The organism is Pseudomonas orientalis, from assembly GCF_002934065.1.
Lineage (GTDB): Bacteria > Pseudomonadota > Gammaproteobacteria > Pseudomonadales > Pseudomonadaceae > Aquipseudomonas > Aquipseudomonas orientalis_A.
This window is the reverse complement of sequence record NZ_CP018049.1, coordinates 1,832,690-1,859,248: the sequence shown is the minus strand read 5'-3', so window position 1 is coordinate 1,859,248 and position 26,559 is coordinate 1,832,690. Positions and strand designations below refer to the sequence as shown.

Annotated in this window: 32 protein-coding genes; 15 read left to right on the top strand and 17 right to left on the bottom strand. The window is 59.8% G+C overall.

What is annotated here, in order from left to right; genetic code table 11:
- Window positions 1-18: 18 nt before the first annotated feature.
- Window positions 19-225 carry a DUF1127 domain-containing protein gene (locus BOP93_RS08430; RefSeq protein ID WP_237140403.1) on the bottom strand — a complete coding sequence of 69 codons (207 nt, stop codon included), beginning with the start codon at window positions 223-225 and terminating at the stop codon, window positions 19-21.
- 97 nt (window positions 226-322) lie between these two features.
- On the opposite strand from BOP93_RS08430, the gene BOP93_RS08425 reads away from it, so the two are divergent.
- Window positions 323-1,177 carry a LysR family transcriptional regulator gene (locus tag BOP93_RS08425; RefSeq protein WP_104502250.1) on the top strand — a complete coding sequence of 285 codons (855 nt, stop codon included), beginning with the start codon at window positions 323-325 and terminating at the stop codon, window positions 1,175-1,177.
- Here the strand turns inward: BOP93_RS08425 and BOP93_RS08420 are convergent.
- Window positions 1,167-1,916: a sulfite exporter TauE/SafE family protein gene (locus tag BOP93_RS08420; RefSeq protein ID WP_104502249.1), complete on the bottom strand. Its 750-nt coding sequence runs from the start codon at window positions 1,914-1,916 to the stop codon at window positions 1,167-1,169. The two genes, BOP93_RS08425 and BOP93_RS08420, sit on opposite strands and share 11 nt — an antisense overlap.
- Before the next feature lie 108 nt (window positions 1,917-2,024).
- Here BOP93_RS08420 and BOP93_RS08415 point away from each other — a divergent pair, with 108 nt between their 5' ends.
- From BOP93_RS08415 to BOP93_RS08400, 4 genes are all read left to right on the top strand, one after another.
- Window positions 2,025-2,975, top strand: a complete 951-nt coding sequence (locus tag BOP93_RS08415) for a LysR family transcriptional regulator (RefSeq protein WP_104502248.1) — start codon at window positions 2,025-2,027, stop codon at window positions 2,973-2,975.
- Between the two features lie 79 nt (window positions 2,976-3,054).
- Window positions 3,055-3,507, top strand: a complete 453-nt coding sequence (locus tag BOP93_RS08410) for a MarR family winged helix-turn-helix transcriptional regulator (RefSeq protein ID WP_104502247.1) — start codon at window positions 3,055-3,057, stop codon at window positions 3,505-3,507.
- Between the two features lie 307 nt (window positions 3,508-3,814).
- A complete protein-coding gene (locus BOP93_RS08405; protein WP_104502246.1) occupies window positions 3,815-4,234 on the top strand; it encodes an organic hydroperoxide resistance protein in 420 nt (139 codons plus the stop codon).
- A gap of 27 nt (window positions 4,235-4,261) precedes the next feature.
- Entirely contained in the window at window positions 4,262-5,278 is a 1,017-nt protein-coding gene (locus tag BOP93_RS08400; protein ID WP_104502245.1) for an alpha/beta hydrolase, read from the top strand.
- Window positions 5,279-5,343: 65 nt separating this feature from the next.
- On the opposite strand, the gene BOP93_RS08395 is transcribed toward BOP93_RS08400, so the two are convergent.
- Both BOP93_RS08395 and earP read right to left on the bottom strand, forming a co-directional pair.
- On the bottom strand, window positions 5,344-5,916 hold the full coding sequence (locus tag BOP93_RS08395) for an elongation factor P (protein WP_003172723.1): 573 nt from the start codon (window positions 5,914-5,916) through the stop codon (window positions 5,344-5,346).
- Between the two features lie 49 nt (window positions 5,917-5,965).
- Window positions 5,966-7,099: an elongation factor P maturation arginine rhamnosyltransferase EarP gene (gene earP / locus BOP93_RS08390; RefSeq protein ID WP_104502244.1), complete on the bottom strand. Its 1,134-nt coding sequence runs from the start codon at window positions 7,097-7,099 to the stop codon at window positions 5,966-5,968.
- A 131-nt stretch (window positions 7,100-7,230) separates the two neighbouring features.
- Here earP and BOP93_RS08385 point away from each other — a divergent pair, with 131 nt between their 5' ends.
- Both BOP93_RS08385 and BOP93_RS08380 read left to right on the top strand, forming a co-directional pair.
- Window positions 7,231-7,599: a hypothetical protein gene (locus BOP93_RS08385; RefSeq protein WP_104502243.1), complete on the top strand. Its 369-nt coding sequence runs from the start codon at window positions 7,231-7,233 to the stop codon at window positions 7,597-7,599.
- A gap of 12 nt (window positions 7,600-7,611) precedes the next feature.
- A complete protein-coding gene (locus BOP93_RS08380) occupies window positions 7,612-8,094 on the top strand; it encodes a GreA/GreB family elongation factor (protein ID WP_104502242.1) in 483 nt (160 codons plus the stop codon).
- A 5-nt stretch (window positions 8,095-8,099) separates the two neighbouring features.
- Here BOP93_RS08380 and cysB read toward each other — a convergent pair whose 3' ends face one another.
- From cysB to BOP93_RS08355, 5 genes are all read right to left on the bottom strand, one after another.
- Window positions 8,100-9,074 (bottom strand): HTH-type transcriptional regulator CysB, encoded by a 975-nt coding sequence (gene cysB / locus BOP93_RS08375; RefSeq protein WP_017849520.1) that lies wholly within the window; start codon window positions 9,072-9,074, stop codon window positions 8,100-8,102.
- Between the two features lie 97 nt (window positions 9,075-9,171).
- A complete protein-coding gene (locus BOP93_RS08370) occupies window positions 9,172-9,678 on the bottom strand; it encodes a universal stress protein (protein ID WP_104502241.1) in 507 nt (168 codons plus the stop codon).
- A gap of 66 nt (window positions 9,679-9,744) precedes the next feature.
- On the bottom strand, window positions 9,745-10,662 hold the full coding sequence (locus BOP93_RS08365) for a 5'-nucleotidase (protein ID WP_104505249.1): 918 nt from the start codon (window positions 10,660-10,662) through the stop codon (window positions 9,745-9,747).
- 16 nt (window positions 10,663-10,678) lie between these two features.
- The gene (locus BOP93_RS08360; protein ID WP_104502240.1) at window positions 10,679-11,641 is read right to left on the bottom strand and encodes a putative 2-dehydropantoate 2-reductase; all 963 of its coding nucleotides are present in this window, start codon (window positions 11,639-11,641) and stop codon (window positions 10,679-10,681) included.
- The gene (locus BOP93_RS08355; RefSeq protein ID WP_104502239.1) at window positions 11,638-12,024 is read right to left on the bottom strand and encodes a thioredoxin; all 387 of its coding nucleotides are present in this window, start codon (window positions 12,022-12,024) and stop codon (window positions 11,638-11,640) included. Before BOP93_RS08355 ends, BOP93_RS08360 begins: the two co-directional genes overlap by 4 nt.
- On the opposite strand from BOP93_RS08355, the gene BOP93_RS08350 reads away from it, so the two are divergent.
- Window positions 12,023-12,457, top strand: a complete 435-nt coding sequence (locus BOP93_RS08350) for a PilZ domain-containing protein (protein WP_104502238.1) — start codon at window positions 12,023-12,025, stop codon at window positions 12,455-12,457. The genes BOP93_RS08355 and BOP93_RS08350 overlap by 2 nt on opposite strands.
- Before the next feature lie 131 nt (window positions 12,458-12,588).
- Entirely contained in the window at window positions 12,589-13,665 is a 1,077-nt protein-coding gene (locus tag BOP93_RS08345; protein WP_104502237.1) for a 3-deoxy-7-phosphoheptulonate synthase, read from the top strand.
- Between the two features lie 56 nt (window positions 13,666-13,721).
- On the opposite strand, the gene BOP93_RS08340 is transcribed toward BOP93_RS08345, so the two are convergent.
- Window positions 13,722-14,003, bottom strand: a complete 282-nt coding sequence (locus BOP93_RS08340; protein ID WP_003233387.1) for a GNAT family N-acetyltransferase — start codon at window positions 14,001-14,003, stop codon at window positions 13,722-13,724.
- A gap of 613 nt (window positions 14,004-14,616) precedes the next feature.
- Between BOP93_RS08340 and oprI the strand changes: the two genes are divergently transcribed.
- Window positions 14,617-14,868, top strand: coding sequence for an outer membrane lipoprotei OprI (oprI, locus tag BOP93_RS08335; RefSeq protein WP_003172710.1), 252 nt, complete (start codon window positions 14,617-14,619; stop codon window positions 14,866-14,868).
- Window positions 14,869-14,963: 95 nt separating this feature from the next.
- Here the strand turns inward: oprI and BOP93_RS08330 are convergent, their stop codons facing one another.
- The 3 genes from BOP93_RS08330 to BOP93_RS08320 form a co-directional block, all read right to left on the bottom strand.
- Window positions 14,964-15,929, bottom strand: a complete 966-nt coding sequence (locus BOP93_RS08330) for a L,D-transpeptidase family protein (RefSeq protein ID WP_104502236.1) — start codon at window positions 15,927-15,929, stop codon at window positions 14,964-14,966.
- An 81-nt stretch (window positions 15,930-16,010) separates the two neighbouring features.
- Complete coding sequence (locus BOP93_RS08325; RefSeq protein WP_057722836.1) at window positions 16,011-16,304, bottom strand: hypothetical protein; 294 nt, start codon at window positions 16,302-16,304, stop codon at window positions 16,011-16,013.
- Between the two features lie 58 nt (window positions 16,305-16,362).
- A complete protein-coding gene (locus BOP93_RS08320; RefSeq protein WP_162303210.1) occupies window positions 16,363-16,968 on the bottom strand; it encodes an arylesterase in 606 nt (201 codons plus the stop codon).
- 10 nt (window positions 16,969-16,978) lie between these two features.
- On the opposite strand from BOP93_RS08320, the gene BOP93_RS08315 reads away from it, so the two are divergent.
- Window positions 16,979-17,662, top strand: a complete 684-nt coding sequence (locus BOP93_RS08315) for an ABC transporter ATP-binding protein (protein WP_065885127.1) — start codon at window positions 16,979-16,981, stop codon at window positions 17,660-17,662.
- On the top strand, window positions 17,662-20,172 hold the full coding sequence (locus tag BOP93_RS08310; RefSeq protein WP_104502234.1) for an ABC transporter permease: 2,511 nt from the start codon (window positions 17,662-17,664) through the stop codon (window positions 20,170-20,172). The genes BOP93_RS08315 and BOP93_RS08310 overlap by 1 nt, the downstream gene beginning before the upstream one ends.
- A 45-nt stretch (window positions 20,173-20,217) precedes the next feature.
- Here the strand turns inward: BOP93_RS08310 and greB are convergent, their stop codons facing one another.
- Complete coding sequence (greB, locus tag BOP93_RS08305) at window positions 20,218-20,691, bottom strand: transcription elongation factor GreB (protein WP_065892558.1); 474 nt, start codon at window positions 20,689-20,691, stop codon at window positions 20,218-20,220.
- A gap of 119 nt (window positions 20,692-20,810) precedes the next feature.
- Window positions 20,811-21,812, bottom strand: a complete 1,002-nt coding sequence (locus BOP93_RS08300) for a hypothetical protein (protein WP_104502233.1) — start codon at window positions 21,810-21,812, stop codon at window positions 20,811-20,813.
- A gap of 238 nt (window positions 21,813-22,050) precedes the next feature.
- Between BOP93_RS08300 and BOP93_RS08295 the strand changes: the two genes are divergently transcribed.
- Genes BOP93_RS08295 through BOP93_RS08285 form a run of 3 tightly spaced genes read left to right on the top strand, consistent with a single transcriptional unit; the run spans window position 22,051 to window position 25,451 of the window.
- Window positions 22,051-22,977, top strand: coding sequence for an ABC transporter ATP-binding protein (locus BOP93_RS08295; protein WP_104502232.1), 927 nt, complete (start codon window positions 22,051-22,053; stop codon window positions 22,975-22,977).
- Window positions 22,974-23,699, top strand: a complete 726-nt coding sequence (locus tag BOP93_RS08290) for an ABC transporter permease (RefSeq protein WP_104502231.1) — start codon at window positions 22,974-22,976, stop codon at window positions 23,697-23,699. Before BOP93_RS08295 ends, BOP93_RS08290 begins: the two co-directional genes overlap by 4 nt.
- A 12-nt stretch (window positions 23,700-23,711) precedes the next feature.
- Window positions 23,712-25,451, top strand: a complete 1,740-nt coding sequence (locus BOP93_RS08285; RefSeq protein WP_104502230.1) for a Gldg family protein — start codon at window positions 23,712-23,714, stop codon at window positions 25,449-25,451.
- A 17-nt stretch (window positions 25,452-25,468) separates the two neighbouring features.
- Here BOP93_RS08285 and BOP93_RS08280 read toward each other — a convergent pair whose 3' ends face one another.
- Both BOP93_RS08280 and BOP93_RS08275 read right to left on the bottom strand, forming a co-directional pair.
- Window positions 25,469-25,777: a hypothetical protein gene (locus BOP93_RS08280; protein WP_104502229.1), complete on the bottom strand. Its 309-nt coding sequence runs from the start codon at window positions 25,775-25,777 to the stop codon at window positions 25,469-25,471.
- Window positions 25,778-26,032: 255 nt separating this feature from the next.
- Window positions 26,033-26,467 carry a DoxX family protein gene (locus BOP93_RS08275; RefSeq protein WP_104502228.1) on the bottom strand — a complete coding sequence of 145 codons (435 nt, stop codon included), beginning with the start codon at window positions 26,465-26,467 and terminating at the stop codon, window positions 26,033-26,035.
- Window positions 26,468-26,559 lie beyond the last annotated feature (92 nt).

Below are 26,559 nucleotides of genomic sequence, written 5' to 3'. Positions count from 1 at the left end.
ACCCTACTGCATCCGGGGTCACTTGCGCAGCGGGTCTTCCCAGAAATGCCGGTGGAGCTCCTGCTCCACGTCGATACGGTTGAGCCCGATATCCTTGAGCGCATCATCACTCATGCCGGCCAGCATCCAGCGTTCGCGATGCAACGCCTGCCAACGCGAAAGGGTATGCACAAGCCCGGACAACGGCGACCTTGCCACCCACCCACGATCTTTTTGACCTTTCATCTTCTCGCCCTCCAGTGTGGATGACGCGAGTGTGTGCCTGGGCCTATGATCAATCCAACGAATGTTTCTTATGTAATACATCTCGGAGATTGATCAATTGTCGAGTTACCCGAGCATCGACACAGAAGTGCTGCGCACCTTCGTCGCCATCGCCGATCAGGGCGGTTTTACCCGAGCCGGAGAGCTGGTCAACCGCACACAATCAGCGGTGAGCATGCAAATGAAACGCCTGGAAGAGGACGTGCTGCAGCGCAAGCTGTTCGAACGCGACGGCCGTCAGGTGCGCCTCACGCCAGAGGGCCAGGTGTTGTTGGGTTATGCACGGCGCATTCTGAAATTGCACAGCGAGGTGTTCAACACCCTGCGCGAGCCGCATATGGTGGGGTTGGTGCGCATCGGTACGCCGGACGACTATGTGATGCGCTTCCTGCCGGGCATTCTCAAACAGTTTTCCAAGGCCTACCCGCTGATCCAGATTGAGCTGCACTGCGAGTCATCATCGGTACTGATGCAGCGACGCGACCTGGCATTGACCGTTATCAGCCGCGAGCCCGGCAACGATCTGGGGGAATTCCTGCGCACGGAACGCATGGTGTGGGCCGCCGCGCCGTGTTTTTGCGTGGACGACCACGAGGCCCTGCCGCTGGCGGTTTCCGGCGGCGACTGCCTCTACACGCAGTGGGCCCAGACAGCGCTGGACATGGCCGGGCGGGGTTATCGCCTGGCCTATCACAGCTCCAATGGCGCGGCGATCCTGGCGGTGGTCAGTGCCGGCCTGGCGGCGATGGTGAGCATGGAAAGCCTGGTGTCCCAGGACCTGCGCGTGCTCGGCAGCGACGAAGGCTTTCCGCCCTTGCCGTCGATGAATCTGCGCTTGCTGCGCAACCCGCAAATGACGTCGCCCATTACCGAATGTCTGGCCGAATACATTCTTGAAGGGTTCAGACTTTAAACGTCAGCATCACCGCGCACACCGCCAGAAAGCCACAGAACAACCCCCGCAATACACGCTCGGGCAGCGCATGAGCGACTTTCACGCCCCAACTGATGCTGAGCAGGCCGCCCACCGCCAACGGCACGCCAATCAACCAGTCAACTTCGTGATGCCAGGCGTAAGTGACCAGGGTCACGCCGGTACTGGGCAGCGCCAGCGCCAGGGACAAGCCTTGGGCGATCACCTGGCTGGTGCCGAACACGCTGGTCAGCACCGGCGTGGCCACCACCGCACCACCGACACCGAACAATCCGCCCATGGCGCCTGACGCTGCGCCGAGTACGCCCAGCCACGGCCAGGAATAACGCATTTGCGCGGTCGGCGGTGCGTTACGGGTAAACATGCGCACCAGATTGTAGGCCGCCAGCACCACCAAAAAGACGATAAACCCGATCCGCATCGCCCCGGCATCCAGGCCGACCGCCCAGATCGAACCCAGCCAGGCGAAGCTGAATCCCATCACGCCTAATGGCAAAGCGTGGCGCAGCTCTATGCGGTTGCGCTGGTGATACCGCCACAGGGCCAGCATCACGTTCGGGACCACCATCACCAGCGCCGTGCCTTGGGCGATCTGCTGATCGAGACCGAACAGTACACCCAGCACGGGGATGGCGATCAGCCCGCCGCCAATGCCAAACAAGCCGCCTACTGTGCCAAGGGCCGCGCCCAATACCAGGTACATCGCTAAATCCAACACCGCTCGCTACTCCACAAATCCCATCCCTGCATGCTACGCAGTCGGCTATGGCGCGGAAACGCACAGCAACGCACAATGGCTGTGCCAACTTCGCACAAGCATGGAACGATGAATCCCAATACGCTGACCGACCAACTGAGTCTGTTTCTGGATGTGCTGGAAAGCGGCAGCTTTTCCGCCGCAGCGCGCCGCCATCCGTTGACCCCCTCGGCGGTGGCGCGACGTATCGACAGCTTGGAAAACGCTGTCGGCAGTCGTCTGTTCCAGCGCAGCACCCATGCGGTGGTCGCCACCCCGGCCGGCTTGGCGTTTGCCGAGCGGGCGCGACGGATTGTCGGAGAGTTGCAACTGGCGCGCGCCGAAGCCGTGTCCCTGAGCCATGCGCCGGAAGGCATGATCCGCGTGGACGCACCGGCGGCGTTCGGGCGGCGGCACCTGGCGCCCGTGATTGCGGATTTCCTGCAGGTGTACCCGGGGCTGGATGTGCACCTGCATTTGATCGACAGCTTTGTCGATATGCAGGGCGCGCACCTGGGCAAGGTCGACCTGGTGCTGCGCGCCGGGCATATTGCCGACACCCGGTTGATCGCCACGCCGCTCGCCAGTATCGTGCGCATTGCCTGCGCCAGCCCGGCTTACCTGAAAAGCCGAGGCACGCCAACGCACCCGCGGGAATTGAGCGAACACGACGGCCTGGACTGGGACGGGTTGGCGCCGATGTTCGCCTGGCGCTTCGAACTGGACGGGCGCCGCGCCATCTATCGCCCGCGTCGTATCCGCATGAGTGCAAACAATGCCGAGGCTCTGCTCTGCGGAGCCTTGGCGGGGTTGGGTATTGCACACCTGCCCACTTGGCTGGCCAGTGAATACCTGGTGCGTGGCGAGCTGTTGCCGTTGTTTTGTGAAACCGGTTTGCCCAGCCCGGAAACCACCGGCATCTACGCGCTACGCCTGGAACAACAACCCAATGCACGCAGCAGGCTGCTGCTGGAATACCTGAAATCCCGTTTCAGCCCTGTGCCACCTTGGGATCTGGCACTGCAAAGCGGCCTGGTCTGACCATCGGGGCAGAATTATCTGGCGCATCAAAGATTTGCCCGCTAGATTCCCGCTCATACAGGCTTTTCGAGGCACCGCCATGAGCAAAAATCCCAATCCTTGCGAATCCTTGATGCTGGATAACCAGCTTTGTTTCGCGTTGCACTCCACCTCGCTGTTGATGACCAAGGTATACAAGCCCCTCCTTCAGGCTCTCGGCCTGACCTATCCGCAGTACCTGGCCATGATGGTGCTGTGGGAAGAAGACGGTTTGACCGTGGGTGAAATCAGCACTCGCCTGCTCACCGACCCCGGGTCCCTGACACCCCTGCTCAAGCGCCTGGAAGCCGAAGGCCTGTTGAGCCGCACCCGCAGCCGCGAAGATGAGCGCGTGGTGGTGGTGGAACTGACTGCTGCCGGGCGTGCGCTGCAGGACAAGGCCATGGGGATCCCGCAGTGCATCCTGGGCGCCAGCGGGATGGAACTGGAGCAGTTACGCAAACTGCAGGCGGATTTGATTGCTTTGCGCAGCAACCTGCAGAGCGCAATCTAAAGAAGCAAAATACTGAACCTGTGGGAGGGGGCAAATCCTGTAGGAGCGAGCTTGCTCGCGAAAAACGTTAACGATAACGCGTGCTTCCTGAATAAACGCGGTGCCTGTGAGGTTTTCGCGAGCAAGCTCGCTCCTACAAAAAAAGCCTTAACTGACTGGCATTAGGATTTGCCCCCTCCCACATTGTTTTCCCGGCGCCTGAAAATATTTGTGAATTTATCTTGCGCACTAAACATTAGCGCTATACATTCGCTTCACCAACTACTTAGCGCACAAATATTTAGTGCTAAAACAAGAGGACGACACCATGCAAACGCTCTATACCGCAGTAGCCACCGCCACCGGCGGCCGTGATGGTCGCGCTGTCTCCAGTGACAACATCCTCGACGTCAAACTCTCCACGCCCAAGGAATTGGGCGGCGCTGGCGGCCAGGCCACCAACCCTGAACAGCTATTCGCGGCCGGCTATTCGGCCTGCTTTATCGGCGCCCTGAAATTCGTCGCCGGCCAGGCCAAACGCAAAATCCCGGATGACGCCTCGATCACCGCCCACGTTGGCATCGGCCAGATCCCCGGCGGTTTCGGCCTGGACATCGACCTGCACATCAGCCTGCCAGGCCTGGCCCAGGACGATGCGCAAACGCTGGTCGACGCCGCCCATCAGGTCTGCCCGTACTCCAACGCCACGCGCGGCAACGTCGACGTGCGTCTGCACGTAACCGTTTAACCACCACAGCCCTGATTGGAGAAGAACATGAACCCACTTGCCAAAGCACTCACCGGTAGCCTGCTCGCCCTTTCCGTCAGCACAGCCTTCGCCGCCAGCGGTGATGTGGAGCACAGCACCCAGGGCTTCCTGGATGCGCTGAACGCCGGCACCGGCAAGCCGATGGAGCAATTGACGCCCCAGCAAGCCCGCGCGGTGCTGACCGGTGCGCAGGCCGGAGTGAAGTTGAGCCTGCCCAGGGCGGATGTGAGCCAGAAGACCATTCAGGTCGACGGCCAGCCGCTGGACCTGACCATTGTGCGTCCGGCCGGGGTCAAGGGCACGTTGCCGGTGTTCATGTTCTTCCACGGCGGCGGCTGGGTGCTGGGGGATTACCCGACCCATGAACGCCTGGTGCGAGACCTGGTGGTGGGTTCGGGAGCCGTGGCGGTTTTCGTCAACTACACCCCATCACCGGAAGCGCATTACCCGGTGGCGATCAACCAGGCGTATGGCGCAACAAAGTGGGTGGCGGAGCACGGCAAGGAAATCAACGTCGATGGCAAGCGCCTGGCAGTCGCGGGCAACAGCGTCGGCGGCAACATGGCAGCGGTGGTCAGTCTGATGGCAAAGGACAAGGGCACGCCGGCGATCAAGTTCCAGCTGCTGCTGTGGCCGGTGACCGATGCCAACTTCGACACGGGCTCCTACAACCAGTACGCCGAGGGGCACTTCCTCACCAGAAACATGATGAAGTGGTTCTGGGACAATTACACCACTGACGCCAACCAGCGTGCCGAGATCTACGCCTCGCCACTGCGGGCAACCACCGATCAACTCAAGGGGCTGCCCCCCGCGATGGTGCAAACCGCCGGTGCCGATGTCCTGCGTGACGAGGGTGAAGCCTACGCCCGTAAACTGGATCAGGCCGGTGTGCCGGTGACTGCCGTACGCTACAACGGCATGATCCACGACTACGGCTTGCTCAACGTGGTCAGCCAGGTGCCCGCTGTACGTTCTGCCTTGCTGCAAGCGTCGGATGAACTCAAGCAACACCTGAAGTAAACACTGCACGAACAAAAAAGCCCGACGCATGGTCGGGCTTTTCAGTTCGTAGCGCGGCGCAGGAATTACTTCTTGGCGCGACCTTTGTACGAACCACCTTCGCGGGTGTCGATCTCGATCAGGTCGTCGATTTCGATGAAATCGGCGACTTGCAGTTCGGTACCGTTGCTCAGCTTGGCAGGCTTCATCACCTTGCCGGAAGTGTCACCGCGAGCGGAACCTTCGGTGTAGGCAACTTTACGCACGATAGTGGTCGGCAGCTCTACGGAGACCAGGCGCTCTTCGAAGAAAATGGCTTCGCAGACGTCTTCCATGCCTTCTTCGATGAACGGCAGAACGGCTTCGATATCTTCAGCGTTCAGCTCGTACATGGTGTAGTCGGTAGTGTCCATGAACGTGTAGGTGTCGCCGCTGATGAAGGACAGGGTCGCTTCCTTGCGGTCGAGGATCACGTCGTCCAGTTTGTCATCGGCGCTGTAGACGATCTCGGTCTTGTAACCGGTCAGCAGGTTCTTCAGCTTGGTCTTCATGATGGCGCTGTTACGACCGGACTTGGTGAACTCAGCTTTCTGAACCAGCCAAGGGTCGTTTTCGAGACGGATCACTGTACCGGGTTTCAGTTCTTTACCAGTTTTCATTGCATATATCCGAAATTTGGATGGGATTTACAAAAATCAAGGTGGCGTATCATATCCAACTTTCATAAAACTGTACCAGCGCCGTCGCAAGATCGGCCTGCAAGGCCTGTTCCAGACACCAGGTTTGCGCATGCCTGTTGAGTTCCGGCCAGTGTTCCAGCAGCATTTTCCACGGCTGGGCCATATCGCCCTCGGTGTTCCAGGCTTGCCAGAGTGTAACCAGTGCGGCCTTGGCCGCCGGCGACAAGGCTGCGGTGTACAGTTCGAGAAAGGCATCGAGCTTGTCCAGGTGGATGTCTTCGTCCTGACGATAGATGTGCCACAGCAACGGGCGCCCGGCCCACTGGGCGCGCACGAACGAATCCTCGCCACGCACGGCATTCAGCTCACAGCACCACAACAATTGGTCGTACTGCGCCTGGCGCACGAACGGCAGCACCTGCACGGTCAAGGCCCCGCGTTGATGAATCGCCCCCGCCGTCAGCCCCTCCTCGCCCAGCCAGCGTTGCACATCGACCAGGATGCGCCCTTCCGGCACCAACAGATGAGTGGCACGTGCGTCTGTCGACAACACGTCCAGCCAACTGCCCAGCCCGGCGTTTTCGTAGGCGAACAGCGAGATCAGCCGCGCATCGGCCACTGGAAACACGCCCAGGGTTTGCAGGAATTGGCGCTGCGCATGGGTGTCCTGCTGAAAAGCCTGACGCTGCTGCAGCAACCCTGCTTCACGCAACAGCCCGCCAGTGCCTGGGCGAAAGCCAGGAAAGAAGAAGTACTTCTGCACGCCCTTGAACTTCACCGACGGCAGGCGGTGACAGCCCACCACCCAGTCCTCGGCACTGAGGTAATCCAGGTTCATCCACAACGGCGTGCGTGCGCGCGCGGCCATGGCTTCCATATAGTCAGCCGGCAGTTGGCAAGCGAACGCGGCAACCACCACATCGGCCGCAGGGGTTGGCGCCCATTCGCACGACCAGTGGCGCACATCGACGCCCTCTTGCCACTGCTGCTCCAGGCTGACATCGATCTGCGGGCACATGCGCTCGAAGGCGCGCAGGTCATCGACCCACAGGCACACATCGCACGTATGCTCCGCTACCAATTGCCGGGCCAGTCGCCAGGTCACGCCAATGTCGCCGTAGTTATCGACGACACTGCAAAAAATATCCCAGCGGGCTTTCATTCCGGGCTCCAGTGCTCAAAGGCTCGATTGTCCGCATAAATGCGCCGATGCAGAAGGCTTGATCGCGATTATTCTGTGCAGCGGCTGTGCGACAATCGCCAACTTGCCATCAATGCTAGCCAGGAGGCCCCATGTCTGACCGTCCGATGTCGCTGTTCAAACTGTGCATCGCCATTGCCGCAGGCGTGTGGCTGGGGTTTATCGCCATCGCGCTGACCACCTGGCTGGCATCGCGCTACCTGTTCCCGCAGAGCCTGGCGCCGGTGGCCCAGGCGGTTCAACAACTGGGCACACCGGCGGGTGCTGCACCGGAGCCGCCCAATCGCATGTTCGAGCAGTTCCAGCAGAACCTGCAAAAGCAGGAGCAGCAACAAGCCCTGGACCAGGCGCGAAACAATGCGCGCAATTTGTCCAACCCCAAATGCCAGTTCTGGCTGCAACAGGACCAGAACGCTCCGAACGAAAAGAGCAGGGCAAATGTCCTGCAATTCTGCGAATGATCAAGCACAGCCATGAATAAACACGCCGTCCTTCAATTGATTCTGGAAAAGCTGACAGTTGACCTCGATGTCCTCCAACGCGCCGCGCAGACCGCTTACGAGACGGCGACCCACGAAGAAAACATCGCCGAGAACAAATACGACACCCTCGGCCTGGAGGCTTCGTACCTGGCGACCGGACAAGCCAGGCGAGTCGAGCAAATCAGGCAATCGCTGGTGCTGTGCCAGAACCTGCAGCTGCGTGCCTACGATGACCAGCGCGGGATAGAACTCGGCACCCTGGTCGGACTGGAAGACGAGGACGGTCGCCAGCAATGGCTGTTCCTGGCGCCGGACGCGGCGGGGTTGAAGGTCGATGTGGTCGGTCAACCCGTCACCGTCATCACCCCACGCGCTCCGTTGGGCAAGAGCCTGCTGGGCAAGTGCATCGATGATGAGGTGGAGATTCTGGTGGCGGGCGCCCGGCAACACTTCACCGTGACCGAGGCCCGCTGAGCCACTTAGTGAACCGGCAGTTCCACGCCGTCGAACAATTCTTCCAGTTCCTGCTTGTTGTGGCACTGGATTGCCTTGGCCATCACTTCGCGGGTCAGGTGCGGTGCGAATTTCTCGATGAAATCGCACATGAAACCACGCAGGAACGTGCCACGCCGGAAACCGATCTTGGTCACGCTGGACTCGAACAGCTCGCTGGCATCGAGCACCACCAGGTCTTTATCGAGCTGGGTGTCGACGGCCATCTTGGCGACGATGCCCACGCCAAGGCCGAGCCGCACGTAAGTCTTGATCACATCGGCGTCGGCTGCGGTGAACACCACCTTCGGCGTAAGACCACGGTGACTGAAGGCTTCGTCAAGCTTGGAACGGCCGGTAAAACCAAACACGTAGGTCACGATCGGGTATTCGGCCAGAGCTTCCAGGGTCAGCTTCGGCAACTTGGCCAAGGGGTGCCCCTGCGGCACCACGACGCAACGGTTCCAGCGGTAGCACGGCATCATGACCAGGTCACCGAACAGCTCCAGGGCTTCGGTGGCGATAGCGAAATCGACGGTGCCGTCAGCGGCCATCTCGGCGATCTGCATCGGCGAGCCCTGGTGCATGTGCAACGCCACGTCGGGGTATTGCTTGATAAAATCGCGGATCACCGGCGGCAAGGCGTAGCGTGCCTGGGTGTGGGTGGTGGCGATCGACAGGGTGCCCTTCTTCTCGTTGGAGAATTCCTGGGCGATCTGCTTGATGCTCTCGACCTTGCGCAGGATCTCGCCGGCCGTGGTGATAATGCGCTCGCCCGCCGGCGTGACGCGGGTCAAGTGCTTGCCGCTGCGCGCGAATACTTCGACGCCCAGCTCGTCTTCGAGCAGGCGGATCTGCTTGCTGATACCGGGTTGCGACGTGTAGAGGCTTTGAGCGGTAGCGGAAACGTTGAGGTCGTGGTGCGCCACTTCCCAGATGTAGCGCAGTTGTTGAAGCTTCATATGAATCCCTCAAAGCAGATAGACGCCACGGGTATCAGCGACGGTATATAACTATATTAAAGGTAATATATATAAATCTAGAACTTTTTATCGTTTTCTACCGATCACTCTCATCACTGCGCCGGCGTTGCAGCGACGGCACCAGGTAAACCGGCACACTCGTCACTTGCACCAGGCGCGCTGCGGTGCGCCCAAGCGGTGTGGCCGCTGCGCTTGCATGGCTATGACTGCCTACGATTAACAAGTCGACGGAAAGTTTATGCAACTGGTCGAGAATCACCTCGCAGGGGTCGCCCTGGATCACCCGTACCGACCGAATCAACTTCAGGTCCTGCTCCCCGTCCCCCAGCTCCTCGCGAAAGCTGTCGAGCACCCGTTGCTCGATCGTCGCCATGAGCGTGGTCAGCCCCTGGCGCTGCCACTCGCTGAGGGCCTTTTCATCAAGGTAGCTCTGCAACACCGATTCGGCGAACAGCCCGATGGGCTCCACCACATGAATCACATACAAATCCGCCTTGAACGTTCGCGCCAACGCCAGGGCATGTTGCATGACATACGGTGCATACAGGCCAAGATCCGTGGCGTACAGCATCGAACGAATCATAGAACCCCCTGGGTTGCCAGGCTGGCGGAGATTGGATGAGCTTAGCAGCGCCTCGAGCAGTTCGGCTCAGCTCTCGCTCTGGATTTTCAACTCGTTACTGATGCCATGGGGCACATGCCCGGTGGCCACCACCTCCCTGGCTCTTTCACAATGCCCGGCCTGGTCATCGAAGAACACATCGGCGGCAAACGCTTCCAGGAACGCGGATTTATCCAGGCCGCCCAAGAACAGCGATTCATCCAGGCGGATGTCCCATTCGCGCAAGGTGCGAATGACCCGCTCATGGGACGGCGCCGAGCGCGCGGTGACCAGTGCCGTGCGAATCGGGCACGCCTCGTCGGCGAACTCACGCTGCAACAGGTTGAGCGCCGCCAGGAAGCCCTTGAACGGGCCGCCGTGCAACGGCTCGCGCGCCGACTCTCGTTCGCTGGCCTGGAACGCTTCCAACCCGCCGGCCTGATAGATGCGCTCCGAGGCGTCGGAGAACAGCACCGCGTCGCCATCGAAGGCGATCCGCAGTTCCTCGCTTGATGCACGGTGCGGGCCACCCGACAGGAGCGTCGCCGCGGCAAAACCGGCGTCGAGCGCACTGCGCACATCTTCTGCATGGGTCGACAGAAACAGATGGCAACCAAAGGCGGCCAAATACGGATAGGGACTACGCCCTCCAACGAAAGCGGCGCGGGAAATGTCCAGGCCGTAATGCTGAATCGAGTTGAACACTCGCAGCCCGGTATCGGCGCTGTTGCGCGACACCAATACCACCTCGACACGGGCCCGCCCGAGGCTGGCGTTGAGGCTCAGCAGTTTCTTGACCAGCGGGAAGGCGTCGCCGGGTTCAAGGATTTCCTCTTCGTGCTCGATCTGGTATTGGCGATACGGCTCCACCCCTTCGGCGAGGTAGACCTTGTGGCTCTCGCTCAAATCGAACAAGGCCCGCGATGAAATCGCCAGCACCAGTTTATCGCTCAATCCCTTCACCATGTACTTGCCCCCGGAATCAGCGATTGTGCCGATCAATAAAACTCAAGGCCTGGAACAGCGCCTGCATGCGCGGCAATTCGCAGCCGGCGGCTTTGGCAGCGGCCAACGGTCGCGCGTAGATGGCCGCCAGTTCCAACGCACGCTTGTGCACGTGATCGTGATACATGCTGGGCAGGTAGTCGTCCATGGTTTCAGTCATGGCGAACATCTGCCCGGCGTAGCTCGCCGCTATTTCATGGCCACAGGCGTGAGCACCCTGCACCACTTCGGCCATCAGCGCTTGAATCAGCGCGCGGCTGGAATCATCCGTCATCAGCGCGCGGGTGCCAGTGCCGAGCAAAACCGAGAGCCCGTTGAACGGCACGTTCCACACCAGTTTATGCCAGCGGGCCTGATGCACGCTCGCCATGGCCTGAGACTCGATGCCCGCTTGATGAAACAGCCCGGCCCCTTCTTCGACAATCGCCTGCTGCCGCGCTTCATCGTCGGCGGCGGTGCCACTGTGATAGCCCAGGTTGACCCGCCCCAGCGCCTGATGCTCGACGACGCCGGGCGCGGCACGATGCACACCGATGTAGCAAAGGCCGCCCAGCAAGTGCAGCGACGGCGGCAGGTGCTCACGCAGGCTGTCCTCGACGTCCAGTCCGTTTTGCAACAGCACCACCTTGGCATCCGGCGCCCCGACTTGGGCGATGGTCGGAGCAAGATCGGCATTGCCGGTGGATTTGGTACCCACCAGCAGCCAATCGCACGGCGGCATATCGGCAGCGTTGGCATACGCTTGCACCGGATGCAGGTGCAGGTTGCCATGCACGCTGCTGTTGACGCGCAGACCCTGTTTGCTGACTACCGCGTATTCGCTGCGCACCAGAAAATGCACATCGAACCCGGCACGCGCCAGCATCAGGCCATAGAAGCCGCCTATGGCGCCGGTGCCAATGATGCCGATACGTGGCGAAGGGTGTGCAGTGGCGGTCATGGCAAATCCTCTTGGGTACGGGTCAGTGCGTGGTTTACTGCGTCGGTCAGGTCTGATTGCGTAAGACGTGTCTGTAGTTGCCCGTAGAATTGACCCTCGCACACGAGGAACAACGCGGGCAAATGAAAGATCTGGTAACGTTCGACCGCGCCGCCGTTGTGCCCGGCATCCACCCAGCACACTCGGTCCACCGGCAAGTGCCAGCCCGGCAACTGCTGGCGCGCCCAGCGGCAACTGGAACAACCGACACTGGTAAACGCTACCAGCGAACACCCTGGCAATTCCAGCAATTGCTGGTCGATGTCCAGGTCGGTCAATTCCAGTTCCTTCACTATACTGCTGCCACTGCCGTCCATGGGACGGTGTTCGGAGTCCGTGTACATGGGTCGTTTTTTACCTCACCCTGATGATGTCGCTGTCGAATTGATCCAACGTCCCTCTCCTCCCCTGCCCCGCCAACACCTGCGCACTATCGGCCGCGGCGGCATCGCCTGCAACTGCCCGCGAGCCTGGCGCACCGGTACGGCGGTCGACCTGCATATCCCTTCCCTGGGCGCCAGCGCTCGGTATCCGGGCTATGTCGCGTGGTGCCGCAAAGGGGATGCCGGCTATCGCATCGGCATCAGCTTTACCGATGAACACGCCCTGTTCGGCGCGCGTATGGGCGAGCAAGTGTGCCAGATCGAGCGCTACTGCCGCCTGCATGACGCCGACGAGCACACGCCTGAGCAACTCGAAGCCCTGGCCCGCGATTGGGTGTCGCGCCACGCCGGCGAGTTCTCCCACGAGGCGGTTGTGCAGCCAGTGCTGGATTAAAGCGGCCTTTGCCCATTGTCGCGAGCCCGTATTACGCGCTAAGGTTCCTCCCCCCTGCATCCAAATCATGCTGTGCTCCGCCGCACGGGGATGGCTGGCGGCCGGCACCCGTGACCCTGACGAGTAACACGATGGCTGATTTACCGATCAATGACCTTAACGTTGAATCCAACGAGACCCTGATCACGCCCGATCAGCTCAAGCGCGAAATCCCCCTGAGCGACGCTGCCCTGCAGACCGTCACCAAGGGCCGCGAAGTCATCCGTGACATTCTCGACGGCACCGACCACCGCCTCTTCGTCGTGATCGGGCCTTGCTCGATCCATGACCTCAAGGCCGCGCACGAATACGCCGAACGCCTCAAAGTGCTGGCGGCGGAGGTGTCCGACACCTTGTACCTGGTGATGCGCGTCTATTTCGAGAAGCCGCGTACAACCGTGGGCTGGAAAGGTTTGATCAACGACCCGTACCTGGACGACTCGTTCAAAATCCAGGACGGCTTGCATATCGGTCGTCAACTGCTGCTGGACCTGGCGGAAATGGGCCTGCCCACCGCCACCGAAGCGCTGGACCCGATCTCCCCGCAGTACCTGCAGGACCTGATCAGTTGGTCGGCCATCGGCGCCCGTACCACCGAGTCCCAGACCCACCGCGAAATGGCCTCCGGCCTGTCCTCGGCCGTGGGCTTCAAGAACGGCACCGACGGCGGCTTGACCGTGGCGATCAACGCGCTGCAGTCGGTCTCCAGCCCTCACCGCTTCCTGGGCATCAACCAGGAAGGCGGCGTGTCCATCGTCACCACCAAGGGCAACGCCTACGGTCACGTGGTGCTGCGTGGCGGCAATGGCAAACCCAACTATGATTCGGTCAGTGTGGCACTCTGCGAACAGGCGCTGAACAAGGCCGGGATCAAGCCAAATATCATGGTCGACTGCAGCCACGCCAACTCCAACAAGGACCCGGCTCTGCAGCCGCTGGTGATGGAAAACGTCGCCAACCAGATCCTCGAAGGCAATCAGTCGATCATCGGCTTGATGGTCGAGAGCCACCTGAACTGGGGTTGCCAGGCCATTCCAAAAGACTTGGCCGATTTGCAGTACGGTGTGTCGATCACCGACGCGTGCATCGACTGGGCCGCTACCGAGAACACCCTGCGCAGCATGCACGCCAAGCTCAAGGACGTATTGCCCAAACGCAAACGCACCTGAATCAGGCACACACAAAAACGCCGGGCTAAACCCGGCGTTTTTTTATGGCTGTTCGTTCACAGCTTGGCGGCATGGCGCTGGTGGCGCTCCATGTAGCGCTCCACATAGGAGCAGGACGGGATGACCGTGTAGCCTGACTCTTCGGCAAACTTCAACGCCTCTTCGGTCAACGCAGCCGCAATACCACGCCCACGCAACGCGTTGGGCACGAACGTGCGATAGATATCCAGGGTCTGTTTCCCGAGGTCCATATAGGTCAGATAGGCACGATGACCGTCCACATTGGTCTCGAACTGATGACCAGCCTGGTCATGGTGGATGGACAACGCCTCGCTCATCACTACTCCTCGCGGGTCTTGAATATTGACCCTACCTTACCGATGTTTTTCCGGCGAAGGAACATCTACGCCACCCCGTGCCGGTTTCGACAACGAGAAAACCCTGAGCGCTCACACCTGCACGCAGGGAATAGTAGGCACCAATTCAGCAATTGCTCAAGGCACACTCGTCATCCCCTGCCACGGGCGGATTATTAGAAAGGGCCTCGATCAACCGGTGACCGAACGCCTGAACATTGCCGGCAGTTGCAGCTTGAGACGAACTGGCGCTGTTAAAGTCACCTCTAGATGGGCGAAAGATACCCGTTGCGGTACGCGCAAGCGCAACGCAAGTGCCCGTCTGGATATATAACATTTCATCTGCTTACAAGGCTCGAGGCATGCGGGCCGGTGCTTTCAGCCTGGATCCAATCTTCAGCAGGATGAAAAAACCCGTCTGGGTTTTATACAAATCTCCCACAGATTAGCCAAAACAGATTCGGTACGAGAATTTTTTTTGCTTCTTGCGCAACGTCAGTTTACTTACTACAAGTAATGGGTAGTATGTACGCCGGCTATTTGCTCACTCTGAGACAGTAGCCATCTAAATAGAAAGTCCTTGAAGGGGAACACGATGAACAACGTTCTGAAATTCTCTGCTCTGGCTCTGGCCGCAGTTCTGGCTACCGGTTGCAGCAGCGTCTCCAAAGAAACCGAAGCGCGTCTGACTGCAACAGAAGATGCAGCAGCTCGCTCCCAGGCTCGTGCAGACGAAGCCTACCGTAAAGCTGATGAAGCGCTGGCTGCTGCTCAAAAAGCACAACAGACTGCTGACGAAGCTAACGAGCGCGCTCTGCGCATGCTTGAAAAAGCAAGCCGCAAGTAATAATCCTTCGGGGTTGTTATCAAGCCGATCCATTTATGGATCGGCTTTTTTTTGCCTGAAATCTGCCGCGCCGGCCGTAGCCGTCCGCAGAGGCTTTATTGAAAATCAACCGGCGCGCCGGACACCACCGGAGCGACGCCAGGCACACCGATTTCAGTCGGCAAACCATCTTCCGCCGCCACCACGTCACGCACCTGGTCCCAGTTGACCCGCAGGCTGTTGGCCAGGTCTTCACGCTTGAGCAGGGCATTGATCACGGCCGTGTGCTTGTCGACCACCGACGGTGTGCCATCGTCGTTCAAGGGTGTATGGGCTTCAAGATAGACCTTGCCGCCGGCGCTGCCGAACTTATAGGCATCGTTGATGATTCGCACCGACGTGCCGACCGGCACCATGCTCGCCATTTCCAGCACATTGTTGTTGAACATGCGGAAGCAACCGTGGCTGGTGCGGGTGCCGATACCGAATTTCATGTTGGAGCCATGGATCAGATAACCCGGTGTGCCCAGGGTGAACTTGAACGGGCCCAGCGGGTTGTCAGGGCCGGCAGGTACTACGTTGGGCAGCGGGTCACCGTTGGCGGCATGTTCGGCCTTGATCGAGGCCGGCGGTGTCCAGGTGGGGTTCGGCGTCTTCGCGATGATGCTAGTGTGGGCAATGGGCGACCCCCAGCCTTCACGACCAATCCCCAACGGGAAGGTGTATACCACGTCCTGTCCCTTGGGGTAGTAGTAGAGCCGATATTCAGCCAGGTTGATCACAATCCCTTCGCGCGGGCCCGGCGGCAGGATGAACCGTGTCGGCAGCACGATATCCGTACCTGCACCTGGCAACCAGGCATCGACACCCGGGTTGGCCGCGACCATTTCCGAATAGCCCAGGTCATAGGTGGTACCCAGGTCGGCAAACGTGTCTTCGTATTTGGCCTTGATCACCTGGACCTGACCGACGATGTCCTCACCGGGCGGCGGCAAGGGCAACTGCAAGGCCAAGGCCGGACCGGCCGCACAGAGCGCAGCGAGAGACAGGCAGCAGGTAACGACGGAAAGGCGCGACAACATCCGGAAAATCCTTCGCAGAACGACGGTAGGAAAAAACTGATTGTATACGTGAAGCGACCGCCTGGCATCAAGCCGGCCGCGCTAGAGCTCGAAGCGCAGCTCCGGCCAGATCGGCGGTGTGCCGCGCTTTTGAGACTCCAGAATTGCCCTGCATAACGGGCACAGCCGCTGGTCCTGGAAGATCGAACGATCCACCGACGACCAGAGCGGTTGCGCAGGCAATAACGTGCCGCAGAGCGTGCGATCAATCGAGCCGCCCAACTCCAGTTGACGCGCCACCAGATGCACCCGGACTTCCTGGCAGGCGAACAGATCCAGCTGCTCGTCCGGCTCGATCAGTTGGTAATTAAACAGGGACCAGGCAGGACGCGACATCAGGGGCTCCAAATCGGGGGGGCGCCACCTTAGCCGAAAGCCTGCCGGTAGAAAAGCGTCATAACAGCGGTTTGAGCGTCGGCCAGACATTTTCCAGCAACTTGCCCTGGGCGGCGACTGCCGGGTGCAGGCCGTCTGCTTGCATCAAGTCAGGGTGCCCGCCCACTCCCTCCAGGAAAAACGGTACCAGCGGCACCTTTTTTTCCTCTGCCACCTCGCCGAACACCCTGGCGAACGCATCGACGTAACGCTTGCCATAGTTGGGCGGAATCTGCATGCCCAGCAGCAGCACCTTGGCACCGCCTGCCTTGGACTGGTCAATCATCGACGCAAGATTTTGTTTCAATTGCGCCGGCGGCTGACCTCGCAGCCCATCATTGCCACCTAACTCGATGACCACCACCTCCGGCTTATGCGCTGCAAGCGCCGCAGGCAACCGCGCGAGGCCTCCGGCACTGGTGTCGCCACTGATCGACGCATTGACCACTTTATCGTCAAACCCCTCCTGCTTGAGCCGTTGCTCCAGCAGGGCAACCCACCCTTTGCGGGTATCCAGGCCGAAACCGGCACTGATACTATCGCCAACGATCAGGACTGTACCCGCCGCTGCGTTCTGGGCCATGCACATCAAGGCCAGGCCAGCACTCAAAAACCACATTCGCATCGGATTCTCCATGGGCGCAAGCATTCTCACCGCGCGAAACCTCAGCAAAGTGGTTCCCAGCGCGGAAGGTGAACTGACTATCCTGCACGAACTGAGCCTGGAACTGAACAAGGGCGATAGCCTGGCTATCGTCGGCAGCTCCGGTTCCGGCAAATCCACCCTCCTCGGCCTGCTGGCCGGCCTGGACCTGCCCAGCAGCGGTGAAGTCACCCTGGCAGGTCAAGCCCTGAGCAGTCTCGACGAGGACCAACGCGCGCGCATCCGTGCCGAACACGTGGGTTTCGTATTCCAGTCCTTTCAGTTGCTCGACAGCCTCAATGCGCTGGAAAACGTCATGCTGCCGTTGGAGCTGGACGGCCGCAAGGATGCCCGCGAGCGCGCCACGCACCTGCTCGAACGCGTCGGCCTCGGCAAGCGCCTGACCCATTCGCCACGCCAGCTTTCCGGCGGCGAGCAGCAACGCGTGGCGATTGCCCGTGCATTTGCCGCCGAGCCGGACGTGCTGTTTGCCGACGAGCCCACCGGCAACCTCGACAGCCATACCGGCGAGCGCATCAGCGACCTGTTGTTCGAACTCAATAAAGAGAGCGGCACGACCCTGGTATTGGTCACCCACGACGAGCGCCTGGCCCATCGCTGCCGACGCCTGATCCGCCTTGAAGCCGGCCTGATGGTCGCGCCCCTGGAGCCTTGATGGCACGCCTGCCGCTGTTACGCCTGTTCAGTCTTGCCATGCGCCAGTTACTGCGCGATGCCCGCGCCGGCGAATTGCGCGTGTTGTTCTTCGCCCTGCTGGTGGCGGTGGCCGCCAGCACCGCTATCGGCTATTTCGGCGCACGCCTTAACGGCGCCATGCTGCTGCGCGCCACCGAGTTCCTGGGCGCGGACCTGGTACTTGAAGGCAGCTCGCCAGCCCGCTCCGAGCAAATCCGATCCGGCACCGAACTGGGCCTGGATCATGCGCGCATCGTGGAATTCTCCAGCGTCATCGCCGCCGACAACGGTATCCAGCTCTCCAGCATCAAGGCGGTCAACGAGCAGTACCCGCTACGGGGTGAGCTTAAAAGTACGGGTGAGCCCTTTGGTGCCGAAACCCCGGGTGGTGGCCCAAAACCCGGCGAAGCCTGGGTGGAAGCGCGGCTGCTGACAGCGCTGGATTTGAAAGTCGGCGACAGCATCGACGTCGGCATGAAGACCCTGCGCCTGACACGCATACTGACCTATGAGCCCGACCGCGCCGGCAACTTCTACAGCCTCACACCCAGAGTGATGATCAACCTGGCCGATCTGGACGCCACCGGCGTGGTCCAGCCTGGCAGCCGCGTAAGCTATCGCGAACTGTGGCGCGCCCCGCCCGGCAGCACGGCGCTGCAAACCTATCGCGACCTGGTCAAGCCGGGCCTGGCGGCCAACCAGCGCCTGCAGGACTCGCGCGATGGCAACCAACAGATTGGCGGCGCCCTGGGCAAGGCCGAGCGTTACCTGAATATGGCCAGCCTGGTGGCGGTATTGCTGGCCGGCGTGGCTGTGGCGCTGTCAGCCAACCGCTTTGCCAGCCGCCGCTTCGATGCCAGTGCCCTGCTGCGCTGCCTGGGACTGTCACGCCGCGAAGCCATGTTGCTGTTCAGCCTGCAACTGAGCGTACTGGGCCTGCTGGCAAGCCTGACCGGCGCCGTCCTCGGCTGGCTCGCGCAATTCGGGCTGTTCTACTTCCTGCACGATCTGCTGCCCGCGGACGTACCACCCGGCGGGCTGCTGCCGGCCGTGGCCGGTATCGGCACGGGGCTCGTCGCCCTCGCCGGCTTCGCGCTTCCGCCCCTGGCCGCGCTGGGCCGGGTGCCGCCGTTGCGGGTACTGCGTCGCGACCTGCTGCCGATCCCCTCGAGCACCTGGATGGTGTACGGCGCGGCGCTCTTTGCCCTAGGCCTGATCATGTGGCGACTGAGCCTTGATCTGGTGCTGACCTTCGCATTACTGGGCGGCGGCGTGGTAGCGGCATTGATCCTCGGTGGCTTGCTGCTGTTGTTATTGCAAAGCCTGCGCCGCTTACTCGCACGGGCCTCCCTGCCCTGGCGCCTGGGCCTGGGCCAATTGCTGCGCCATCCATTGGCGGCAGCCGGCCAGTCCCTGGCGTTTGGCTTGATCCTGCTGTCCATGGGCTTGATCGCCCTGCTGCGCGGCGAGCTGCTCGACACCTGGCAGAACCAGTTGCCCAAGGATGCGCCCAACTACTTCGCGCTGAATATCCTGCCGGCCGACAAAGAGGCGTTTGGCGCGCGCCTCCTGGAAGTGCAGGCGCAATCGGCACCGCTTTACCCCGTCATACCCGGACGGCTGATCAGCATCAACGGCGAGCCCGTGCAGGATATTGTCAGCAAGGACTCCAGCGGCGATCGCGCGGTGCAACGGGACCTGAGCCTGACCTGGGCCGCCGATTTACCCCAAGGTAATGTACTGACGGCGGGCAGCTGGTGGACCGCGCAACCGGGCGATGACGTGCCAGGGGTCTCGGTGGAAGCCAAGGTGGCTGAAAGCTTGAAACTCAAGCTCAACGACCATCTGGTATTCACCATTGGCGGGGAGAATCGCGAGGCGCGGGTTACCAGCCTGCGGACGATCAACTGGGACAACTTCCAGCCCAACTTCTTCATGATCTTCCAACCGGGCACCTTGAAGGATTTGCCGACCACCTACCTGACCAGCTTCTACCTGGCGCCTGGGCATGACCAGCAGATCGTCGACCTGTCCCGCGCCTTCCCGGCCGTTACCATCCTGCAGGTCGAGGCGCTGCTGGAACAACTGCGCAGCATCCTTGCCCAGGTGACCCTGGCGGTGGAATACGTGCTGCTGTTCGTGCTCGCCGCAGGCATGGCCGTGCTGTTTTCCGGCTTGCAGGCCACCCTCGATGAGCGGATCCGCCAAGGTGCGCTGCTGCGTGCGCTGGGTGCCGAGCGCCGGCTGCTGGTCAAGGCCCGGCGCATCGAGTTCGGACTGCTGGGGGCGGTCAGTGGTTTGCTGGCGGCACTGGGCACCGAACTGGTGACCTGGGTGCTGTACCGCTACGCCTTTGACCTGGCCTGGCACCCTCACCCCTGGCTATTGCTGTTGCCAGTGATCGGCGCGGCGCTGATCGGTGCCGCCGGGGTGTTCGGCACACGTCGTGCGCTCAACGCCAGTCCGCTGACGGTACTGCGCGAAGGCTGAAACACGGATGGCCCTTGCTCCAACCAGAGCAAGGGCCATCCGTTGCTATTTCACGTACTCAATCCGGGTAATCCACCAGCACACCTCCCCGCCGGGGGTCTGCACGATGGCTTCATCGTCGACCTCTTTGCGCAGCAGCGCACGTGCCATGGGGGAGTCGATAGAGATGTAATCCATCCGGTCGTAGATCTCGTCATAACCCACAATGCGAAAACGTTTGGTCTCGCCCTGCTCGTTTTCGACATCGACCCACGCACCAAAAAACACCTTGCCCTCCTGCTCCGGCATGTATTCCACCACGCGCATATCCTCGAGGCGTTTGCGCAGGTAGCGCACCCGCCGATCGATCTCACGCAACAGCTTCTTGTTGTACTGGTAATCCGCGTTTTCGCTGCGGTCTCCCAGGGAAGCCGCCCACGTGACCTTGCGCGTTGTGTCCGGACGCTTCTCACGCCAAAGGTAATCCAATTCCTTTTTCAGCGCTTCATGGCCTTCTTTGGTAATCAGCTTGGTACTCAAACGCGCACATCCCCAGGCAATGTCCAATAGTGTCGACAGACCGAGGCATCATACCCTGGCGTCGGCTGGCGGGGATCGATGATAAATCAACAGCGCAAAGTATCCAGCTCGACAGCGACTCAGCCCTGCCCGTCGAGGACCTGGTCCAGTTCAACGAGCGTGCCTTGCAGGCGCTGTCGCATCAGCGAAAGTTGCGACATCATCAGCACCATTTTTTCGGTCTTCTGGCTCACCTCCAACTCTTGCTCCTGCAGTCGCGAATGGCGCTGGTCCAACGCCCGGCCTCTTTCGTCCTGTTGAGTCTGCTGTTGTTGCAATCGAGCCTGCCACTGTTCGAGCATCTCTTCGCGCTCGATGACAGCCTGTTTTTTCTGTGTCAGTTCCTGGGCAACCCTGGCCAGATTGCTCAGCGTGCTGTCTATTTCGAGAATGGAAGTATTCTCCTTTGGAGAGAGGGGTTGCGGCGGCATGTAAATGGGTTCTGACTGGACGACAGGCGCGCTGGACTCGACCGGTACTTGCAACTCTTCCAGCCCCGTGGCCCGCACAGGCGGCTCTTCAACGAAACCGTCATCCGCAGGCGGCGGGACGGGCTCCGGCTGACTCTTGCCCCGCGGCGGAGCAACCATTTGCGATGAGAAGCGGATCGACGGCACGATGACCGCGCTGCTTTCAATGGCAGGCGCAGCAGGGGCGGACATACCCAATGTAATCACCTTCATTACCAGCGCTTTCTTGACGATCACTGAGTGATGGTCCTCGGGCCTGGCAGGCGGCAACCTGCAGCCTTTCAGATCAATGAAGTGAAACGGAACCTGAGACTCGGTGACAGTATTTTCCTTATTGCCCGCTGCCGCCGCCATCATCAGGATTTGCTTGAAGACTTGCATCGCTACTTGCAAGTCCTCCTTGGACTCAACCCCGCCAAGAAAATACCGTTCGAGCTTTTTGCGCAAGGCGGCGATATACACCCTGGAATGACCGGGTTCGGCTTCTTCATCAAGGCTATACACCAGAAAGTTGGAGGACGTCTGTTCGACGGCAAAGCCACACAACAGTGCGCCGTTGACGGGAGCATCCTCACCGCTGCGCTCAAGAACAAGGGTACGTAGAAGCATCATGGCAGTCAGGCCTCATTGCAAAAAGAAAACCTTATATAAATATCAGACAAATATCCGACCATTATTAAGCATTCAGAACACCACAATTGTTTCAGCGAGTTATCAATTCAAACGTAGGACTTTACTTATTAAGTGAACCCAGCGTTCCCAAGAGCAGGTATTGAACGTAATCTTTTTAACGCACCGACACCACAAACGAAACCTTCTTCAGGCACCGCCCAATTGATTCGGTAAACCTATGATCGAAGTCAGCAACCTGACAAAGTACCTGGGCAAAAAAAGCGTGATAAGCGACGTTTCGTTCTGTGTCCAACGCCAGGAATGCGTGGGATTGCTTGGAGAGCATGGCGCCGGTAAAACAACGTTGCTGAATCTGATTTCCGGCATGACTCGACCCACCAATGGGCACATCAGCATTCAGGGTTTGAGCACTCAAACCCATTCAGGTCTCGCCAGGCGAGCCCTCGGTTACCAGCTCCAGGGAGGCATCACCCACCACACGCTGTCAGTCAAAAGCCTTCTCAACTTTGTTGCCGCAGCTCGAAGCTTCAGCGGCGCCGAAAAACGCCGGCACGTGGACCGGGTCGCCACGCGACTGGAGCTGCAGCCCGTACTCAACTGTCCTATCGATGTGCTCAGTCATGACTTGAAGCGCAGAGTCGCGATAGCGCAAGCCATTTTGCACTCCCCCAGCGTCCTCCTGCTGGACGAGCCCACCGAAGGGCTGAACGCCGAGCAACGGCTCAAATTCAGGGCGCTCGTTCAGTCCCTGGCCGAAGAAATGAGCGTCCTCATCGCCTCGCGTCATTACGACGCGCTGTCCGACATTTGCACCCGCGCCCTGGTAATTGCAGGTGGGCGACTGATTGCCGATGCTTCGCTGGCCGACTTGCAGCGCAGCTCCCGGCACTTCCAGGCGGTGACGCTCGCAGCGGATCCGCCTCTGGATCTACTCGCCCTTGCCGTATTGCCCGGCGTTGCCGGTATCGAAGAAGACCGTCAGAACCCGGGGACAGTGACGGTTCTGGCCATGCCCGGGCACGCCATCTTCCCCGCCATCAATTCACTCATCACCCATCGCGGCTGGAACATCACGTCACTGCATCTGGAGCCAGGTCGCCTGAACGATGTCGTTCACCATCTGAGCCACGAGGTATCCTCTTGAAACTGCTGCCCCTCATTTTCAAACGCCAACTCGCCAGCTATGCCTGTACCCCTCACACCTACCTGAGCGTGGCTTTGTTCCTGGTGTTATGTACGGCGCTGGGGTTGCACGCCCACCTCTGGATGGAGCGCGACAGCAGTGACCTGCAGGCCTTTTTCGAACTGCACCCCTGGCTCTACCTGTTGTTGATACCCAGCTTGTCGATGCAATTGTGGTCCGATGAACGCAGTGCCAGCTTTTGCGGCATGATGAAAACCTTGCCCGTTACTTCAGCAGAACGTGTGATCGGGAAATTCCTCGCCGCCTGGGCCGTATGCAGTGTCGCCCTAGTGTTGAATTTTCCCATAGTGGTTGCCGCTCACTATCTTGGAACGCCCGACAACGGGGTGATCGCTTCCCAATTTCTGGCAAGTTGGCTACTGGCCGGAAGTTATCTGTCTGTCGGCTGTTTTATATGCGCACTCACGCACCAGCGCATTATCATTTTCATATTCACGATGGGTTTGCTGCTGACCATCAGCGGGCTTTCTTTAGTTCTGGATGCACTTGAACAACAGGCCCCGATCTGGATCGTTGACAGCGTCATGAAACTTGACCCGATTTCCCGCTTCAGCTCAATGGACAACGGAAAGATAACACTGCATGACGGCTTATATTTTGCCAGCATGATCTTTGCGTTTCTTTCTGCAACCATCGTGACACTCAACTATAAAAACAGCTAAGGAAAGTCGCTGATGCGATCCGCTCTCCGTATGGGTATGACATTGATTGTCATATCATTACTGTTCCTGGCATTCAATCTGGTCTGGATAAACAAACTACCCGATATCCGCTGGGACTTTTCACAACAGAAAATTTATACGTTATCACCCTCGACGCAGCAACTGCTCAGGACGCTTGAAAGCCCACTGGACCTGTATTACTTCAATTCGCTCACATCACCGAAGAAAAGCCGAATCGTGAAACGCTTCGGCCAGCGCATAGAGGATTTGCTCCAGGAATTCGAAGCAGCCGCCAACGGCATGGTCAATCTGCACATTATCGACCCGGTCCCTTTTTCCGAAGACGCCTACAAAGCCAGCTTGTTCGGCCTGGATGACACACAAGGATTTCTTGGCCTTATAGGCACGCGTGCCGGCCAAAGTATGCAACGCATTGATGCGTTCAATCCCGTAGACGAACCGCTGCTTGAGTATCAAATCAGCCAACTGATCTATCGGCTGATGCACACTCAACGGCCCAGCGTCGGCCTGTTGTCCGGGTTACCGTTGAATGAGTCCGCCGAGCAACTGATGGAGCAGATGCGCGGACATTTCAACCTGGTGGAACTGGCATCGAACATCACCCAGGTGCCTGCATCGATAGGCAGCTTGATGGTCGTGCAACCAAGGGCCCTGGCCGAACAAGCGCTTTACGCCATAGAGCAGTTTGTCTTGAGCGGTGGCAAGCTGATGATCTTCATCGACCCGGTAAGCGAAATGGGGTCGGAAGCCCTATCGGTAGATTCCAAGCTGGATGGTCTGTTGACCGCATGGGGAATACGCATGCCCGCGAACAAGCTGCTGGTTGACAGCCTTTACGCCTCTTCGGCCTCACGCGGCCCGGGCATGCCCACCGTATTGCACCCAGCCAGGTTGAAACTGCCACGACAAGCAATGAATGCGCACGATATCAGCACCTGGAAACTCAACAGTCTGAGCGTATCAAGCAGTGGCGCGCTCTTGCGCACCCGAAAAAGCCGGACGACACTCACCCCGCTGCTGCAAAGCTCTTGGCAGTCTGCGCTGCTGGACGCCGGGCGTTTCGCTTCAGAAACGCAGTTCGACGCGCTGATTGACGAAGCCTCCACTTCCGGCCAGCGCCATGTGATCGCCGCACGTCTCGAGGGGCCGGCTTATTCGGCATTTCCTGACGGCCTCAGGGGACAGCCGCCAGGCTTGCAAAAGGCTGCCCGGATCGAGGTCGTGGTGGTTGCCGATACCGATCTACTCGCCGACGCCGTCAGTCAGACAACGGCCAACAATAACGTGCAGTTCGTACTCAATACGCTGGACAACCTGGCAGCTCCCGCATCACTTGCCAATATTCGCCCGCACATCACGTTGCGTTCGTTCAGCACTCTCGAGCCCATGCGCGAAGCTGCCGCGCAGGCCTATCGGGAAAAGGCAGCAGAACTGGAGCGTCGCCTTGAGCGTACCGAACAAGCGTGGCTACGGTTGAATCCAAAGGCTACAGGCCTGGGCACCCAGGTTGTGGACACCAATACCCAATTGCAAGCGCTTAACAAAGAGCGCCTGCGCCTGCCCATGGAACTGCATGCCCTCAAGGTTGAGGCGTATGCGCCGTTAAATCGCTTCGAACGCAACATTAAGCTGCTGATGATCGCGACGGTACCCCTGATTCTGTGCCTGATCGCCTGGGTCCGGTATCGCTGCCTGCGTCGACGCCGATGGTCGCCGGCGGCCTTCAACTGATCACTTGGCGGCGAGAATCAGCGACGGGCAATCAAACCTTGCCGGGCAATACGGGTCAGTTGGCGGATGACCTCTTCGGCATTACCCGCACTCGGTGCCTGGATCACAGCGAGGTCAAAGCTGTTACTGGCGAAACGCGTCAGGGAGTCGCCGTCTTCCACGAACTGGATCAGGAACGCCGAAGGCCGCCCGGTGCGACGTGGCCAGCCATCCAGGTAGCGCAGCAGTGTCGGCTGGTGTTTGCCGCCCAAGAGAATTTTCGGATTGCGCAGGGTCAGGTCCGCAGTGATCGGGGCCAGGCGTATCAGAGGGCGTAGTGCATTCATCGTGTCGTGTCTCTGCCTCAAAAGTCTGCGGGCAGGTGAGAGGCAACACCGAACCAGCGCTTTAGCGGTATTTCGACCCGTGCCTGCTGATGAGTGCATGGTTCTGTCGGACTGCATCGAGTCCAGTGGCGCCCCGCAATTAGCTGTTTAAATCGGCGCATGAGCAGCATCCTAGAGAAGCTGGCGGGGCAGTGTCAAGAATCCCGAGCAACGAAAAAGGCCCGCACGTGGCGGGCCTCCTACCTTGCGAAACGATCAGTGGGTGATGGCGCGATCGGCCGAGAGTTTGCCGGCACCTTCGTACAGTACCGCCAGCGAGCCGCCAAGCAGGGCCAGGGCGAACTCATAGCCATTGTTGGCCATGAACAGCCCGTTATGAATGTGCACGGAAAAGATCGCCACCAGCGACAGGAAGGTCAGGCCCAGTGCCGCAGGACGCGCGAGCAGGCCGATGATCAGCGCCAGGCCGGCAAAGAACTCGGTGCCGCCGGACAACACGGCCATCAGGGTGCCCGGCGCCAGGCCGATGCTTTCCATCCATTGGGCAGTGCCGGCCAGACCACCACCGCCGAACCAGCCGAAAAGTTTTTGCGAGCCGTGGGCAGCGAAGATGATACCGACGAAGATGCGCAGAACAGTCAGGCCATAACCTGCGCGAGTGGACAGGACACGGGTAATCAATGGGCTCACGAGGTAAATCCTTTTTCAGATAGGGGTTGGTTGGCCGCTATATTAATCAGTTTAAACAATGATAAAAGCCAAAAAACTGCATTATCACCATC

What these genes read in the sequence shown, in the direction of transcription:
- BOP93_RS08430 (WP_237140403.1), bottom strand. Translation starts at nt 225, where the DNA reads ATGAAAGGTCAAAAAGATCGTGGGTGGGTGGCAAGGTCGCCGTTGTCC.
- BOP93_RS08415 (WP_104502248.1), top strand. Translation starts at nt 2,025, where the DNA reads ATGAATCCCAATACGCTGACCGACCAACTGAGTCTGTTTCTGGATGTG.
- BOP93_RS08410 (WP_104502247.1), top strand. Translation starts at nt 3,055, where the DNA reads ATGAGCAAAAATCCCAATCCTTGCGAATCCTTGATGCTGGATAACCAG.
- BOP93_RS08405 (WP_104502246.1), top strand. Translation starts at nt 3,815, where the DNA reads ATGCAAACGCTCTATACCGCAGTAGCCACCGCCACCGGCGGCCGTGAT.
- BOP93_RS08400 (WP_104502245.1), top strand. Translation starts at nt 4,262, where the DNA reads ATGAACCCACTTGCCAAAGCACTCACCGGTAGCCTGCTCGCCCTTTCC.
- BOP93_RS08395 (WP_003172723.1), bottom strand. Translation starts at nt 5,916, where the DNA reads ATGAAAACTGGTAAAGAACTGAAACCCGGTACAGTGATCCGTCTCGAA.
- earP (WP_104502244.1), bottom strand. Translation starts at nt 7,099, where the DNA reads ATGAAAGCCCGCTGGGATATTTTTTGCAGTGTCGTCGATAACTACGGC.
- BOP93_RS08385 (WP_104502243.1), top strand. Translation starts at nt 7,231, where the DNA reads ATGTCTGACCGTCCGATGTCGCTGTTCAAACTGTGCATCGCCATTGCC.
- BOP93_RS08380 (WP_104502242.1), top strand. Translation starts at nt 7,612, where the DNA reads ATGAATAAACACGCCGTCCTTCAATTGATTCTGGAAAAGCTGACAGTT.
- cysB (WP_017849520.1), bottom strand. Translation starts at nt 9,074, where the DNA reads ATGAAGCTTCAACAACTGCGCTACATCTGGGAAGTGGCGCACCACGAC.
- BOP93_RS08370 (WP_104502241.1), bottom strand. Translation starts at nt 9,678, where the DNA reads ATGATTCGTTCGATGCTGTACGCCACGGATCTTGGCCTGTATGCACCG.
- BOP93_RS08365 (WP_104505249.1), bottom strand. Translation starts at nt 10,662, where the DNA reads ATGGTGAAGGGATTGAGCGATAAACTGGTGCTGGCGATTTCATCGCGG.
- BOP93_RS08360 (WP_104502240.1), bottom strand. Translation starts at nt 11,641, where the DNA reads ATGACCGCCACTGCACACCCTTCGCCACGTATCGGCATCATTGGCACC.
- BOP93_RS08350 (WP_104502238.1), top strand. Translation starts at nt 12,023, where the DNA reads ATGGGTCGTTTTTTACCTCACCCTGATGATGTCGCTGTCGAATTGATC.
- BOP93_RS08355 (WP_104502239.1), bottom strand. Translation starts at nt 12,024, where the DNA reads ATGTACACGGACTCCGAACACCGTCCCATGGACGGCAGTGGCAGCAGT.
- BOP93_RS08345 (WP_104502237.1), top strand. Translation starts at nt 12,589, where the DNA reads ATGGCTGATTTACCGATCAATGACCTTAACGTTGAATCCAACGAGACC.
- BOP93_RS08340 (WP_003233387.1), bottom strand. Translation starts at nt 14,003, where the DNA reads ATGAGCGAGGCGTTGTCCATCCACCATGACCAGGCTGGTCATCAGTTC.
- oprI (WP_003172710.1), top strand. Translation starts at nt 14,617, where the DNA reads ATGAACAACGTTCTGAAATTCTCTGCTCTGGCTCTGGCCGCAGTTCTG.
- BOP93_RS08330 (WP_104502236.1), bottom strand. Translation starts at nt 15,929, where the DNA reads ATGTTGTCGCGCCTTTCCGTCGTTACCTGCTGCCTGTCTCTCGCTGCG.
- BOP93_RS08325 (WP_057722836.1), bottom strand. Translation starts at nt 16,304, where the DNA reads ATGTCGCGTCCTGCCTGGTCCCTGTTTAATTACCAACTGATCGAGCCG.
- BOP93_RS08320 (WP_162303210.1), bottom strand. Translation starts at nt 16,968, where the DNA reads ATGCGAATGTGGTTTTTGAGTGCTGGCCTGGCCTTGATGTGCATGGCC.
- BOP93_RS08315 (WP_065885127.1), top strand. Translation starts at nt 16,979, where the DNA reads ATGGGCGCAAGCATTCTCACCGCGCGAAACCTCAGCAAAGTGGTTCCC.
- BOP93_RS08310 (WP_104502234.1), top strand. Translation starts at nt 17,662, where the DNA reads ATGGCACGCCTGCCGCTGTTACGCCTGTTCAGTCTTGCCATGCGCCAG.
- BOP93_RS08300 (WP_104502233.1), bottom strand. Translation starts at nt 21,812, where the DNA reads ATGATGCTTCTACGTACCCTTGTTCTTGAGCGCAGCGGTGAGGATGCT.
- BOP93_RS08295 (WP_104502232.1), top strand. Translation starts at nt 22,051, where the DNA reads ATGATCGAAGTCAGCAACCTGACAAAGTACCTGGGCAAAAAAAGCGTG.
- BOP93_RS08285 (WP_104502230.1), top strand. Translation starts at nt 23,712, where the DNA reads ATGCGATCCGCTCTCCGTATGGGTATGACATTGATTGTCATATCATTA.
- BOP93_RS08280 (WP_104502229.1), bottom strand. Translation starts at nt 25,777, where the DNA reads ATGAATGCACTACGCCCTCTGATACGCCTGGCCCCGATCACTGCGGAC.